This is a genomic window from Streptomyces diastatochromogenes, assembly GCF_002242805.1.
Taxonomy (GTDB): domain Bacteria; phylum Actinomycetota; class Actinomycetes; order Streptomycetales; family Streptomycetaceae; genus Streptomyces; species Streptomyces diastatochromogenes.
The window spans coordinates 578,443-591,835 of the sequence record NZ_MCGQ01000007.1; the positions used below are offsets into that span (position 1 = coordinate 578,443).

12 protein-coding genes and 1 tRNA gene are annotated in these 13,393 nt (G+C 67.8%); 2 read left to right on the forward strand and 11 right to left on the reverse strand.

Annotated elements, in window-relative coordinates:
- Nucleotides 1-54: 54 nt before the first annotated feature.
- From rpoB to BEK98_RS07240, 9 genes are all read right to left on the reverse strand, one after another.
- Nucleotides 55-3,540, reverse strand: coding sequence for a DNA-directed RNA polymerase subunit beta (gene rpoB / locus BEK98_RS07195; RefSeq protein WP_094215522.1), 3,486 nt, complete (start codon nt 3,538-3,540; stop codon nt 55-57).
- Between the two features lie 571 nt (nt 3,541-4,111).
- Complete coding sequence (gene rplL, locus BEK98_RS07205; protein ID WP_094215523.1) at nt 4,112-4,495, reverse strand: 50S ribosomal protein L7/L12; 384 nt, start codon at nt 4,493-4,495, stop codon at nt 4,112-4,114.
- Nucleotides 4,496-4,611: 116 nt separating this feature from the next.
- Nucleotides 4,612-5,142 (reverse strand): 50S ribosomal protein L10, encoded by a 531-nt coding sequence (gene rplJ, locus BEK98_RS07210; protein ID WP_094215524.1) that lies wholly within the window; start codon nt 5,140-5,142, stop codon nt 4,612-4,614.
- A 314-nt stretch (nt 5,143-5,456) separates the two neighbouring features.
- Nucleotides 5,457-6,374 (reverse strand): SCO4651 family lipoprotein, encoded by a 918-nt coding sequence (locus tag BEK98_RS07215; RefSeq protein WP_094215525.1) that lies wholly within the window; start codon nt 6,372-6,374, stop codon nt 5,457-5,459.
- Nucleotides 6,375-6,538: 164 nt separating this feature from the next.
- Nucleotides 6,539-7,264, reverse strand: a complete 726-nt coding sequence (gene rplA / locus BEK98_RS07220; RefSeq protein WP_094215526.1) for a 50S ribosomal protein L1 — start codon at nt 7,262-7,264, stop codon at nt 6,539-6,541.
- A gap of 81 nt (nt 7,265-7,345) precedes the next feature.
- Entirely contained in the window at nt 7,346-7,780 is a 435-nt protein-coding gene (gene rplK / locus BEK98_RS07225) for a 50S ribosomal protein L11 (RefSeq protein ID WP_037858373.1), read from the reverse strand.
- A 199-nt stretch (nt 7,781-7,979) separates the two neighbouring features.
- Complete coding sequence (gene nusG, locus BEK98_RS07230) at nt 7,980-8,834, reverse strand: transcription termination/antitermination protein NusG (protein WP_094215527.1); 855 nt, start codon at nt 8,832-8,834, stop codon at nt 7,980-7,982.
- 80 nt (nt 8,835-8,914) lie between these two features.
- Nucleotides 8,915-9,202: a preprotein translocase subunit SecE gene (gene secE, locus BEK98_RS07235; RefSeq protein WP_094215528.1), complete on the reverse strand. Its 288-nt coding sequence runs from the start codon at nt 9,200-9,202 to the stop codon at nt 8,915-8,917.
- A 105-nt stretch (nt 9,203-9,307) separates the two neighbouring features.
- Nucleotides 9,308-9,380, reverse strand: a tRNA-Trp gene (locus BEK98_RS07240).
- 261 nt (nt 9,381-9,641) lie between these two features.
- On the opposite strand from BEK98_RS07240, the gene BEK98_RS07245 reads away from it, so the two are divergent.
- Both BEK98_RS07245 and BEK98_RS07250 read left to right on the forward strand, forming a co-directional pair.
- Nucleotides 9,642-10,868 carry a pyridoxal phosphate-dependent aminotransferase gene (locus BEK98_RS07245; RefSeq protein WP_094215529.1) on the forward strand — a complete coding sequence of 409 codons (1,227 nt, stop codon included), beginning with the start codon at nt 9,642-9,644 and terminating at the stop codon, nt 10,866-10,868.
- Between the two features lie 130 nt (nt 10,869-10,998).
- A complete protein-coding gene (locus tag BEK98_RS07250; protein ID WP_094215530.1) occupies nt 10,999-12,039 on the forward strand; it encodes an adenosine deaminase in 1,041 nt (346 codons plus the stop codon).
- Here BEK98_RS07250 and BEK98_RS07255 read toward each other — a convergent pair.
- Nucleotides 11,984-12,694: a hypothetical protein gene (locus BEK98_RS07255; protein ID WP_094215531.1), complete on the reverse strand. Its 711-nt coding sequence runs from the start codon at nt 12,692-12,694 to the stop codon at nt 11,984-11,986. The two genes, BEK98_RS07250 and BEK98_RS07255, sit on opposite strands and share 56 nt — an antisense overlap.
- A gap of 54 nt (nt 12,695-12,748) precedes the next feature.
- The gene (locus BEK98_RS07260; RefSeq protein WP_094215532.1) at nt 12,749-13,384 is read right to left on the reverse strand and encodes a TetR/AcrR family transcriptional regulator; all 636 of its coding nucleotides are present in this window, start codon (nt 13,382-13,384) and stop codon (nt 12,749-12,751) included.
- Nucleotides 13,385-13,393 lie beyond the last annotated feature (9 nt).

Consider the following 13,393-nt stretch of genomic DNA (forward strand, 5'->3'; position numbering starts at 1 on the left):
CGGGGGCCTGGGGGTCGGCGGGGCCCTGTGGGTGAGGGCCCCGCCGGACTCCCGTCAGACCTCTTCGACGCTGCTCGGCTCGCGCCGGGACAGGTCGATACCGAGCTCCTCCGCAGCGCGGAAGACATCCTCGTCGGTGTCACGCATCTCGATGGACATACCGTCGCTGGACAGCACCTCCACGTTCAGGCAGAGCGACTGCATCTCCTTGATGAGCACCTTGAAGGACTCGGGGATGCCGGGCTCGGGGATGTTCTCGCCCTTGACGATGGCCTCGTAGACCTTCACGCGGCCGGTGACGTCGTCGGACTTGATCGTCAGCAGCTCCTGGAGGGCGTACGCGGCGCCGTAGGCCTCGAGGGCCCACACCTCCATCTCACCGAAGCGCTGACCACCGAACTGCGCCTTACCACCCAGCGGCTGCTGGGTGATCATCGAGTACGGACCGGTCGAGCGGGCGTGCAGCTTGTCGTCGACCAGGTGGTGCAGCTTCAGGATGTACATGTAGCCGACCGAGATCGGGTCCGGGAACGGCTCACCGCTACGGCCGTCGAACAGCCGCGCCTTACCGGTCGGGAGCACCATGCGCTCGCCGTCGCGGTTCGGGATGGTGTGCTGCAGCAGACCCGCCAGCTCGTCCTCGCGCGCACCGTCGAACACCGGGGTGGCGACGTTGGTGCCGGGGGCGACCTGGTCGGCGCCGATGACCTGCAGGCGCTGGGCCCACTCGTCCGCGAGGCCGGAGACGTCCCAGCCGCGGCTGGCGAGCCAGCCGAGGTGGATCTCCAGGACCTGTCCCGGGTTCATTCGGGACGGGACACCGAGCGGGTTGAGAATGATGTCGACCGGAGTTCCGTCCTCGAGGAACGGCATGTCCTCGATGGGCAGGATCTTCGAGATGACACCCTTGTTGCCGTGACGGCCGGCGAGCTTGTCACCGTCGGTGATCTTGCGCTTCTGCGCCACGTACACGCGCACCAGCTGGTTCACACCGGGGGGAAGCTCGTCGCCCTCCTCGCGGTCGAAGACGCGCACGCCGATGACCTTGCCGGTCTCGCCGTGCGGCACCTTCAGCGAGGTGTCACGGACCTCACGGGCCTTCTCACCGAAGATCGCGCGCAGCAGGCGCTCCTCGGGGGTCAGCTCGGTCTCACCCTTCGGGGTCACCTTGCCGACGAGGATGTCGCCGGCGATGACCTCGGCACCGATCCGGATGATGCCGCGCTCGTCGAGGTCGGCGAGGACCTCCTCGGAGACGTTCGGGATGTCCCGGGTGATCTCCTCGGGGCCGAGCTTGGTGTCACGGGCGTCGACCTCGTGCTCCTCGATGTGGATCGAGGAGAGGACGTCGTCCTGCACGAGGCGCTGCGACAGGATGATCGCGTCCTCGTAGTTGTGACCCTCCCACGGCATGAACGCCACGAGCAGGTTCTTGCCGAGGGCCATCTCACCGTTCTCGGTGGCCGGACCGTCGGCGAGGACCTGGCCCTCGATGATCCGGTCGCCCTCGTTGACGACGACCTTCTGGTTGACCGAGGTGCCCTGGTTGGACCGGGCGAACTTGGCCAGGCGGTACGTGATGTACGTGCCGTCGTCGTTGGCCGTGGTGATGTAGTCCGCGGAGACCTCCTGGACCACACCCGCCTTCTCGGCCTTGACCACGTCGCCGGCGTCGACGGCGGAGCGGTACTCCATGCCGGTGCCGACGAGCGGGGCCTCGGACTTAATCAGCGGCACGGCCTGACGCATCATGTTCGCGCCCATGAGGGCACGGTTGGCGTCGTCGTGCTCGAGGAAGGGGATCATGGCCGTCGCGACCGACACCATCTGGCGCGGCGAGACGTCCATGTAGTCGACGTCCTCGGGGCTGACGTAGTCGACCTCGCCGCCACGACGGCGGACCAGGACACGCGCCTCGGCGAACCGGAGTTCGTCGTTGAGCGTGGCGTTGGCCTGCGCGATGACGAAGCGGTCCTCCTCGTCGGCGGTCAGGTAGTCGACCTCGTCGGTGACCTGGCCGTCGTTCACCTTGCGGTACGGGGTCTCGACGAAACCGAACGCGTTGACCCGGCCGTACGAGGCGAGCGAGCCGATCAGACCGATGTTCGGGCCTTCAGGGGTCTCGATCGGGCACATGCGGCCGTAGTGCGACGGGTGCACGTCACGGACCTCGAAGCCGGCCCGCTCACGGGAGAGACCACCCGGGCCAAGAGCCGACAGACGGCGCTTGTGGGTGAGACCCGACAGCGGGTTGTTCTGGTCCATGAACTGGGACAGCTGGCTGGTGCCGAAGAACTCCTTGATGGAGGCGACGACCGGCCGGATGTTGATCAGGGTCTGCGGCGTGATCGCCTCGACGTCCTGGGTGGTCATGCGCTCGCGCACGACACGCTCCATACGGGCGAGACCCGTACGGACCTGGTTCTGGATCAGCTCGCCGACGCTGCGCAGGCGACGGTTGCCGAAGTGGTCGATGTCGTCCGTCTCGACAACGATCGTCTGGCCGTTGTCGAGGGTCGTCTCGGTCTCACCGGCGTGCAGCTGTACCAGGTACTTGATCGTCGAGATGACGTCCTCGACGGTCAGGACACCCGCGTCGAGCGGAGCGTCCGCACCCAGCTTCTTGTTGACCTTGTAGCGGCCGACCTTGGCCAGGTCGTAGCGCTTCGGGTTGAAGTACAGGTTCTCCAGAAGCGTCTGCGCGGCCTCACGCGTGGGGGGCTCGCCCGGACGCAGCTTGCGGTAGATGTCGAGCAGCGCGTCGTCCTGGCCCTGGGTGTGGTCCTTCTCCAGGGTGGCGCGCATGGACTCGTACTCGCCGAACTCCTCGAGGATCTGCTCGGTGGTCCAGCCGAGCGCCTTCAGGAGGACGGTCACGGACTGCTTGCGCTTGCGGTCGATACGGACACCGACCATGTCGCGCTTGTCGATCTCCATCTCCAGCCAGGCACCCCGGGACGGGATGATCTTGGCCGAGAAGATGTCCTTGTCGGACGTCTTGTCGATGGAGGAGTCGAAGTAGACACCGGGGGAACGGACCAGCTGCGACACCACGACACGCTCGGTGCCGTTGATGACGAAAGTGCCCTTGTTCGTCATGAGCGGGAAGTCGCCCATGAAGACGGTCTGGGACTTGATCTCACCGGTCTCGTTGTTGGTGAACTCCGCGGTGACGAAGAGCGGAGCCGCGTACGTGAAGTCGCGCTCCTTGCACTCGTCGATGGAGTTCTTCGGCGGCTCGAAGCGGTGGTCCCGGAACGTCAGGGACATCGACCCGGAGAAGTCCTCGATCGGGGAGATCTCCTCGAAGATCTCCTCCAGACCGGACTTGGTGGGGACGTCCTGACCGTTCTCAAGAGCCTCCTCGACCCGACTCTGCCAGGCGGTGTTGCCGAGCAGCCAGTCGAAGCTCTCGGTCTGCAGCGCGAGCAGGTTCGGAACCTCGAGAGGCTCCTTGATCTTTGCAAAGGAGATGCGCAGCGGGGCGGTGCTGGCGCCGTTGTTCGTATTCGCGGTCGAGGCGTTGCGCGAGGCGGCCAAGAGGGGGTCCTTCCGAGGGCTCGGACTCACTACGCGCGTGCCGGCCCCTCTCCCACACACAGAGACGGAAACCCCAGGTCGGGGGGGCTTCGGTCATCGGCGTTCGAGTGAGGTCAGACCCCTGGTGACGGGCAGGGGACAGCTAACAGGCAGCGCAAAGGGTCAGTGTAGCCACTTGGCACACTGATGTCCAGTGCGGGTTCTGCGAGACCCTCGTTGTTCTCAACACCCTCGTCAACGCCCTCGGCATGTCTGCCCTCAACGCACGTTGATACTGCCCTCTTCGTCGTCGATCCATGCCTCGGATTCGGATCCTTGTGACGACGCGTCCTGAGAATTGCGCGCTGCGTGCGGTTCGTCAAGGCCCCCCAGCCCAAACGGGACCGTCCGGAGACACGACGAAGATCACCATACCCCTCGCCGTCACGAGTGCAAGGCAACCGCGGTCGCACCTCCGGATACGCCGAAGAGCGACCACCCGGATGGATGATCGCTCTTCGGTGCGTTCGCGTTACAGCCCTAGGAGGCCGTACTCAGCGCGCGGAGAGAGTCGCGGAGACTCCGAGAGGTCTTACTTGACCTCGACGGAGGCGCCGGCGCCCTTGAGGGACTCGGCAGCCTTCTCGGCGGCGTCCTTGGCGACCTTCTCGAGGACCGGCTTCGGAGCGCCGTCCACGAGGTCCTTGGCCTCCTTCAGACCCAGGGAGGTCAGCTCACGCACGACCTTGATGACCTGGATCTTCTTGTCGCCGGCACCGGTGAGGATGACGTCGAACTCGTCCTTCTCCTCCTCGACCGGGGCGGCGGCGGCCGGGCCGGCCGGGCCCGCGACGGCGACCGCGGCGGCGGCGGTGACGTCGAACTTCTCCTCGAAGGCCTTCACGAACTCGGAGAGCTCGATGAGGGTCATCTCCTCGAACTGGGCGAGCAGGTCTTCCTGGCTGAGCTTCGCCATGATGGGCGATCCTTCCACTAATTCGGCTGGTGCCGGATGTACTGGGTGAGGCGGGCGTACGTCGGCCCGCTGCGACCCGTGCCGCCTAGGCGGCCAAGGTCAGAAAGCGAGCCGAATTACTCGGCACCGCCCTGCTCGTCCTGCTTGGCGCGAAGAGCGTCCACGGTGCGGACGAGCTTCGAGGGAAGCGCCTGGAAGAGCTGAGCAGCCTGGGACTGCTTGCCCTTGAAGGCACCCGCCAGCTTGGAGAGCAGAACCTCGCGGGACTCGAGGTCCGCAAGCTTCTTGATCTCATCGGCGGACAGCGCCTTGCCGTCAAGGACACCGCCCTTGATGATGAGATTCGGGTTGTCCTTGGCGAAGTCACGGAGACCCTTCGCCGACTCCACCGGGTCACCGGTGACGAAGGCGACGGCCGTCGGACCAGCGAAGAGCTGGTCGTCCAGCGTGATCCCGGCCTCGTTGGCCGCAATCTTGGTCAGCGTGTTCTTCACCACGGCGTACTGGGCGTTCTCACCGAGCGACCGGCGCAGCGTCTTGAGCTGCGCCACGGTGAGACCGCGGTACTCGGTCAGCACGGCGGCGTTGGAGCTGCGGAACTTGTCCGTCAGCTCGGCAACCGCGGCAGCCTTGTCGGGCCTCGCCATAGAGCCTCGGCCTCCTTCCGGGTGATTCTGACCGCGCGGACCCGAAGGAGGACTGGGGAAAACGAAACGCCCCGGCGCAGGCGCTCGGGGCGGACTCGACCGGCCGCACACGAGTGAACGTGTGCCCCGGGAGTACTTCCACAGTCACCTGCGCGGGTCGTCCACTTTGCAGCGGATCCTTCGGCCACCGCACCCTCGTTCGAGCGCGCGGCAACGACCAGCGGTCTTTGGCTTCTGTAGGAGAGTACGGGACCGGGGCGCTGTCGAGCAAATCGGGCTCTACGGAGCCGCCCCGGTCCTTCTGCGTGCCGGACTCAGGAGGCGCTGGTGGTGCTGCTGCCCGAGACGGTCCCGGGACCGCCGGCCTTCATCAGCTCCGTGAAGTCCTTGGTGTCGGAAGCCGGGGGCGCCTCGGCGGCGACCTTCACGCCGTAGTCGCTGTAGTAGGCCGTGCTGATCATGGTGCCGGTCGCCATGTCCGCCTTCTCGACCTTCTTGACCAGCAGGTCCTGGCCGTCGACCCAGATGTCGATGGTCTCCGTGGTGACGCCCGCCTGGCTGAGCTGCTTCTTCAGGCCGGCCAGCTGGTCGGCGGTGAGGTTGCTGTTCTTGTCGGCGAGGCCGGCGACGTTGACCGTGCCCGAGTAGTGCGTGGCGTCGACGCCGGAGACCTTCTCCTGGCCGACCTTCTTCACGTCACCGGAGGCCAGCAGCAGCTTCACCGACTGGTTCGGCGTGGTGTTCTGCATCTGGTCCTTGAGGTACGCGCCGGAGCTGCCGCCGAGTTTGGCGAGGTCGTCGTACGCGTACTTGATCCAGTGCTTGCCGCCGAACTGCGCGGCGAACTTCTCGCTCATCTTCGCGTAGTAGGCGTCCGGCAGATAGCGGGCCTCCATCGACGTGGTGCCGGCCTTGCGCATCGCGTCGGCCATCTTGCCGCCGGTGTACGTGATGGTGAGGTTGCCCTTGAGGCCGTCGCCCCAGGCGAGGGCGCCGTTGGCGGTCATCGACATGGTGTCGCCGAGGGTCGTGCTGGAGCGGACCTTGGCGGACTCGGCCTTGTCCGTGGACTTCTCGGCGGAGCGCAGGGCGGCGAGGGGGCTGACATGCGTGACGCTCTTGCCGACCGACTTGTCGCCCTTCCCGGATTCGGAGCCGCAGGCGGCCACGCCGGTCAGCGCGGTCACCAGCGCGACGGAAAGGGTCACCCGGCGTACGGTCGTGCTCTTCATGTAGTCCCACCCCTATGCGAGTCCTGTGCCTGCAACGTAACGCAGGCCACTGACAGTCGTACGAAAAGTCGCACAAAGAAAGGACGGGCCCCGAACCTCGTAGGTTCCAGGGCCCGCCCTCTGCTTACGCGTACCTGACGCGGCTACCTAGGTGAGCGCGGGGCTCAGACGGCGGCCGGGTCCTCCTCGACGAGGAGGTTACGGGTGCGGTTCGGGTCGACCGGGATGCCGGGGCCCATCGTGGTGGTGATGGCGGCCTTCTTGATGTAGCGACCCTTGGCGGCGGACGGCTTCAGACGGAGGATCTCCTCCAGCGCGGCGCCGTAGTTCTCCACCAGCTTGGTGTCGTCGAAGGACGCCTTGCCGATGATGAAGTGCAGGTTCGAGTGCTTGTCGACGCGGAACTCGATCTTGCCGCCCTTGATGTCGTTGACGGCCTTGACCACGTCGGGGGTGACGGTGCCGGTCTTCGGGTTCGGCATCAGACCACGCGGACCGAGCACGCGGCCGAGGCGGCCGACCTTGCCCATGAGGTCCGGGGTGGCGACGACGGCGTCGAAGTCCAGACGACCCTTCGACACCTCGTCGATCAGCTCGTCGGAGCCGACGATGTCGGCGCCCGCGGCACGCGCGGCCTCGGCACGGTCACCGGTCGCGAAGACCAGGACCCGGGCGGTCTTACCGGTGCCGTGCGGGAGGTTCACGGTGCCACGGACCATCTGGTCGGCCTTGCGCGGGTCGACACCCAGACGGAAGGCGACCTCGACAGTGCCGTCGAACTTGGTCGTGGAGGTCTCCTTGGCGAGACGGACGGCCTCGAGCGGGGCGTACAGCTTCTCCCGGTCGATCTTGGCGTCCGCAGCGCGGAGAGCCTTGCTGCGCTTGCTCACAACTGCTCCTGTGTGTTCTGAGAGGAGTCGTGGTGTACGGGCCGAGCAGGCCCTACCACGGTGGTTCTACGAAGGTGGGGGTCAGCCCTCGACCGTGATGCCCATGGAACGGGCGGTGCCGGCGATGATCTTCGACGCGGCGTCCAGGTCGTTGGCGTTGAGGTCGGGCAGCTTGGTCTGGGCGATCTCGCGGACCTGCGCCTCGGTGATCTTGGCGACCTTGGTCTTGTGCGGCTCGCCGGAGCCCTTCTCGACACCCGCGGCCTTGAGGATCATCTTCGCGGCCGGCGGCGTCTTGGTGACGAAGGTGAAGGAACGGTCCTCGTAGACCGTGATCTCCACCGGGATGACCCAGCCACGCTGCGACTCGGTCGCGGCGTTGTAGGCCTTGCAGAACTCCATGATGTTGACGCCGTGCTGACCGAGCGCGGGGCCGACCGGCGGGGCCGGGTTCGCCGCACCGGCGTTGATCTGGAGCTTGATGAGCCCCGTGACCTTCTTCTTCTTGGGAGGCATAGCTCTCCGGGTCCTTTCAATTCGGGTCCATGCCCGCGCGCGGGGACCACCCGGACGTAGGCATACCGCACAACGATAACGGGTATGGATGCGCGGCCAAAAACCGAGCAGGTCAGACCGGCTGTAGCAGCCTGCCTGACCTGCGCGGAAGCGGTTCGTCCAGAAGGAGCTGGTTCTTGGGAACCCGCTTCCTGATGAACTAGTTCTTCTGGATCTGGTCGAAGGAGAGCTCGACCGGCGTCTCGCGGCCGAAGATCTCCACCAGGCCCTTGACCTTCTTCGAGTCGGGGTTGATCTCGTTGATGGTCGCCTGGAGCGTGGCGAACGGGCCGTCGGTGACGGTGACCGAGTCGCCGACCTCGAAGTCCAGCACCTGGACCTCGACCTTGCGCTGCGGGGCGGGCTTACCCTCGGCCTCGGCGGCCTCACGGGCGGCCTTCTCCTCCGCCTCCGGGGCGAGCATCTTGACGATCTCGTCCAGGGTCAGCGGGTAGGGGTCGTAGGCGTTGCCCACGAAGCCGGTGACGCCGGGGGTGTTGCGGACGACGCCCCAGGACTCGTTGGTCAGGTCCATGCGGACCAGGACGTAACCCGGCAGCTTGTTCTGCTTGATCGTCTTGCGGTCGCCGTTCTTGATCTGGACGACCTCTTCCTGCGGCACCTCGGCCTGGAAGATGTAGTCCTCGACGTTCAGCGAGACGGCACGCTGCTCCAGGTTCGTCTTCACGCGGTTCTCGTAGCCGGCGTACGTGTGGATGACGTACCACTCGCCGGGCAGGGACCGCAGCTCCTCGCGCAGAGCCTCGACGGGGTCGACCGGGGCGGCGGCCTCCGCCTCGACCTCTTCCTCGACCTCTTCCTCGATCTCTTCTTCGGTCTCGGCCGCTTCCTCGGCCTCGTCCTCGACGTGCAGCGCGGCCTCCTCGGCCGGCTCGCCAGCCTCGGCCTCGGCAGCCTCGAACTCGTCCTGCTCGTCCGCGCCCTCGACGATGTCGAGCTCGTCGTCCACCGTCTCGTCCGGCTCGATGGCGTCGTTCAGGTTCGGGTCAGACACGATGGCTGCTTCTTCCTGGATACATAGGGGTGGAACATGCGAAAACGGGCGCCGGTACCACGGCGCCCTTCGCTCTTGGCTCAGCCGAAGACGTACTTGGCCGCGTGGTTGAGCCCATAGTCAATCACGGTCACCAGGGCGATCATGATCGTGACGAAGAAGATCACCACGGTGGTGTACGACGTCAGCTGGTTACGCGTCGGCCAGACGACCTTGCGGAGTTCCGCGACGACCTGGCGGTAGAAGATGGCGAGGCGCTTCAGCGGGCCCTTCTTGGCGCGCTTGCCGCCCTTGCGGGCCTTCTTCTTGGTCTCCAGCGCTTCGTCCTGAGCATCAGGCGTGTCGATGGAGCCCACGGCGTCCGTCATTCGTCCTCACCTGATTCCGGGTCGTGGCCGTGCCGCGCCCGGTCTGAGCCGCACGGCGGTGCATCGCTGTACGTACATGTGCACACATCCTGGCGGTGTGTGTAGCAGGGCCGGAGGGACTTGAACCCCCAACCGCCGGTTTTGGAGACCGGTGCTCTACCAATTGAGCTACGACCCTTTGTGTGTCCCCCAACGTACCGCATCCGGCCGTGTGCTCGGTGTGCACCGGTTGTGGAGCGGCTGCTGAAGGCCAACGAGGTGAGAGTGTACGTGGTCCGCGGCCCGGCGTCGAACAGAAAGTGCCTGTCCGGAGTCACGGGACCGAAGATCGTCCTGGCCGGGGGCCGGATTCGGATCCCTGTTCACGTCCCGACCCCTTGTTGTTCAGTCCGTGAAACCCGCGTGCCGGGGGTGTTTCCGGTCTGAAACGATGGGCCCCATGAGCGCTGCAATCCCTCCCACCGAGCGCCGGGTCTCCGCCCGAGTCGGCGCGATCTCCGAGTCCGCCACCCTCGCCGTGGACGCCAAGGCCAAGGCCCTGAAGGCCGCCGGGCGTCCGGTGATCGGCTTCGGCGCCGGTGAGCCCGACTTCCCGACCCCGGACTACATCGTCGAAGCCGCGATCGAGGCCTGCAAGAACCCGAAGTACCACCGCTACACCCCGGCCGGCGGCCTGCCCGAGCTGAAGGCCGCGATCGCCGCGAAGACGCTGCGCGACTCGGGCTACGAGGTCGACCCGGCCCAGATCCTGGTCACCAACGGCGGCAAGCAGGCCATCTACGAGGCCTTCGCCGCGATCCTCGACCCGGGCGACGAGGTCATCGTCCCGGCGCCGTACTGGACGACGTACCCGGAGTCGATCCGCCTGGCCGGCGGCGTGCCGGTGGAGGTCGTCGCCGACGAGACGACCGGCTACCGGGTGAGCGTGGAGCAGCTGGAGGCGGCCCGCACGGAGAAGACGAAGGTGGTGCTCTTCGTCTCCCCGTCGAACCCGACCGGCGCGGTCTACAGCCAGGAGGAGGCCGAGGCGATCGGCCGCTGGGCCGTCGAGCACGGCCTGTGGGTCCTCACGGACGAGATCTACGAGCACCTCGTCTACGGCGACGCGAAGTTCACCTCGCTGCCGGCGCTCCTGCCCGAGCTGCGCGACAAGTGCATCGTGGTCAACGGTGTGGCGAAGACGTACGCCATGACCGGCTGGCGGGTGGGCTGGGTCATCGGCCCGAAGGACGTCGTCAAGGCCGCGACGAACCTGCAGTCGCACGCCACCTCGAACGTCTCCAACGTGGCCCAGGTGGCCGCCCTGGCCGCCGTCTCCGGCGACCTGGAGGCCGTGGCGAAGATGCGCGAGGCCTTCGACCGGCGCCGCAAGACGATCGTGCGGATGCTCAACGAGATCGACGGCGTGCTCTGCCCCGAGCCCGAGGGCGCGTTCTACGCCTACCCGTCGGTCAAGGGCCTGCTCGGCAAGGAGATCCGCGGCAAGCGCCCGCAGGACAGCGTCGAGCTGGCCGCGCTGATCCTGGAGGAGGCCGAGGTCGCGGTCGTCCCGGGCGAGGCCTTCGGCACGCCGGGCTACCTGCGGCTGTCGTACGCGCTCGGTGACGAGGACCTCGTCGAGGGCGTGAGCCGGATGCAGAAGCTGCTGGCGGAGGCGCGGGACTGAGGTCCTTTGCGCCTCACGCGCGCGTGCGGGCCGTTTCCCTCCGGGGAGGCGGCCCGTTCGCATGTGCGAGCAAGACCACGTTCGGGGAAAGAGCTACCGGCGCGACCGGGACGTACGGCAGGATCCTGGGATGGAGCGTGTACGTGATCTCTCTGAGCTGCCGAAAGCCCATCTGCACCTGCACTTCACCGGCTCGATGCGGCCGGGGACCGTCCTGGAGCTGGCCGACAAGTACGGCGTGCGCCTGCCCGAGACGCTGACCGAGGCACTGACCAGCGGCGAGCCGCCGAAGCTGCGCGCCACGGACGAGCGCGGATGGTTCCGCTTCCAGCGGCTGTACGACGCGGCGCGCTCCTGCCTCCGGGAGCCGGAGGACATCCAGCGGCTGGTCCGGGAGGCCGCCGAGGAGGACCTGAAGGACGGCTCGGGCTGGCTGGAGATCCAGGTGGACCCGACGTCGTACGCGCCCCGGCTGGGCGGTCTGCTCCCGGCCCTGGAGGTCATCCTGGACGCGGTGGACACGACGGTGCGGGAGACCGGGCTCGGGATGCGGGTCCTGGTGGCGGCGAACCGTATGAAGCACCCCCTGGACGCGCGCACGCTGGCCCGGCTCGCGGTGCGGTACGCCGACCGGGGTGTGGTCGGCTTCGGGCTGTCCAACGACGAGCGGCGGGGCATGGCGCGGGACTTCGACCGCGCGTTCGCCATCGCACGCGAGGGCGGCCTGCTGTCGGCTCCGCACGGCGGCGAGCTGACCGGCCCGGCGTCGGTGCGCGACTGCCTGGACGACCTGCATGCCTCGCGGATCGGGCACGGCGTGCGCGCGGCGGAGGACCCGCGGCTGCTGAAGCGGCTGGCCGACCGGGAGGTGACCTGCGAGGTGTGCCCGGCCTCGAACGTGGCGCTCGGTGTCTACGAGAAGCCGGAGGACGTGCCGCTGCGCACGCTCTTCGAGGCGGGCGTCCCGATGGCCCTCGGCGCCGACGACCCGCTGCTGTTCGGGTCCCGGCTGGCCGCCCAGTACGAGATCGCCCGCCAGCACCACGGCTTCACGGACGCGGAGCTGGCGGAGCTGGCCCGGCAGTCGGTGCGGGGCTCCGCGGCGCCGGAGGACGTCAAAGCACGGCTGCTGGCCGGCGTGGACGACTGGCTGACTCGCCCGGCCGTCTGAAGTGGGCGTAGGGCGGATACGCCTGGAAGCAGATCATCACCTCGGGGCTCCGCCACGGGTCCGCCTCGGACTGCAGGCCGCGGACGCAGCCCATGAGGGCGGAGCCGCCCTTCACGATCCGCTTCTGGCGCGGGCCCCAGCCGGCCGCGGACGCGCATGACATGGCCGTGTCGGCGAAGACGTCACGGCTGCCGATGAGGAAGAACGTCCGCGCGTGTGTGGTGTGACGCAGCTCGTCCCGGAAGCCACTGTCGTCGCGGCGTCGCTCCCAGGCGGCCGCGTCCCGCGCGGTGCGCGCCTCGTCGGTGCGGACGGTGAGTGGGGTGCCTCCGCCCAGCCTGCGGCGCAGCTCGGGCCACTGGCTGGGCCGCAGCCCGTAGGTGTGGTGGACCAGGACCAGGTCGACCAGGTCGCCGCAGCCTCCGTGGTGCGCGGTGACGGTGTCGCGCAGCGGAACGTGGACGACGGTGTGCCGCGAGTAGGCGGCGAAGGAGAACAGGCCGGCCAGCCGGTTGAGCCCGTCGTGGTCGCCGGTCAGGACGCCGTACGGCGCCGGGTCGCGCAGTGACGTGTGGCGCAGGGGCTGCCAGGGCTGGACCACGCGGTGTTCGTGCGGCCCGGTCCTGAACCGGAACTCTCGCAGTTTCAGCCGCATGTGCGATGCGTCATACCGTCGGATTCGCTCATGGCGTCGGGTTCGGTCATGGCATCAGGGTCGCGACCGGCCGCCGTCGTCCGCAACGGGGTTTTCCGCGGCCACGCCGCCCAGCAGGGTGCGGGCGAGCCGGGTGGCGAACGCGTCCACGGGCGGTCCTTCGCCGCTCTCCGTGGCGTCGTAGGCGAAGGCACGCTGGGCGCAGGCGCCGAGGAGGAGCGAGGCGGCCGCGAAGGTGTCGGCCTCGGCGCGGACGCGGCCGGCGGCCTGCTCGGCGCGCAGATAGGCGTCCAGGCTCTCGATCGGCGTGTGCGGCCCGGAGCCGATCTTCCGCAGCGCCTCGTAGTGCCGCCGCTTGAGCTGCGTCTCGGCGTACAGAGAGGCGGCGATCGGGAAGCTCTGCTCGTAGAAGAGGGCCGCCTGGCGGGCGATCTCGGTGAGGTTCTCCTCCAGGGTGCCCTGGCCCGGTTCCGCCACGAGGCCGCTCAGCAGCGGGGTGAGCCGGGGCAGGCGCTCGGCCAGCACGCGGACGAACAGCTCCTCTTTGCTGTCGAAGTACTTGTAGAGCGCAGCCTCGGAGCAGCCGGCCGCCCTGGCGATCTCCTTGGTGGTGGCGCGGGCGAGTCCGACGGTGAGCATCAGCTCGTGAGCGGCGTCGAGGATGCGGACGCGCGCCGGCTTCGTCTCCATGGGACGTCC

What these genes read in the sequence shown, in the direction of transcription:
- BEK98_RS07255 (WP_094215531.1), bottom strand. Translation starts at nt 12,694, where the DNA reads ATGCGGCTGAAACTGCGAGAGTTCCGGTTCAGGACCGGGCCGCACGAA.
- rplJ (WP_094215524.1), bottom strand. Translation starts at nt 5,142, where the DNA reads ATGGCGAGGCCCGACAAGGCTGCCGCGGTTGCCGAGCTGACGGACAAG.
- rplL (WP_094215523.1), bottom strand. Translation starts at nt 4,495, where the DNA reads ATGGCGAAGCTCAGCCAGGAAGACCTGCTCGCCCAGTTCGAGGAGATG.
- rplK (WP_037858373.1), bottom strand. Translation starts at nt 7,780, where the DNA reads ATGCCTCCCAAGAAGAAGAAGGTCACGGGGCTCATCAAGCTCCAGATC.
- BEK98_RS07215 (WP_094215525.1), bottom strand. Translation starts at nt 6,374, where the DNA reads ATGAAGAGCACGACCGTACGCCGGGTGACCCTTTCCGTCGCGCTGGTG.
- BEK98_RS07245 (WP_094215529.1), top strand. Translation starts at nt 9,642, where the DNA reads ATGAGCGCTGCAATCCCTCCCACCGAGCGCCGGGTCTCCGCCCGAGTC.
- secE (WP_094215528.1), bottom strand. Translation starts at nt 9,202, where the DNA reads ATGACGGACGCCGTGGGCTCCATCGACACGCCTGATGCTCAGGACGAA.
- BEK98_RS07250 (WP_094215530.1), top strand. Translation starts at nt 10,999, where the DNA reads ATGGAGCGTGTACGTGATCTCTCTGAGCTGCCGAAAGCCCATCTGCAC.
- BEK98_RS07260 (WP_094215532.1), bottom strand. Translation starts at nt 13,384, where the DNA reads ATGGAGACGAAGCCGGCGCGCGTCCGCATCCTCGACGCCGCTCACGAG.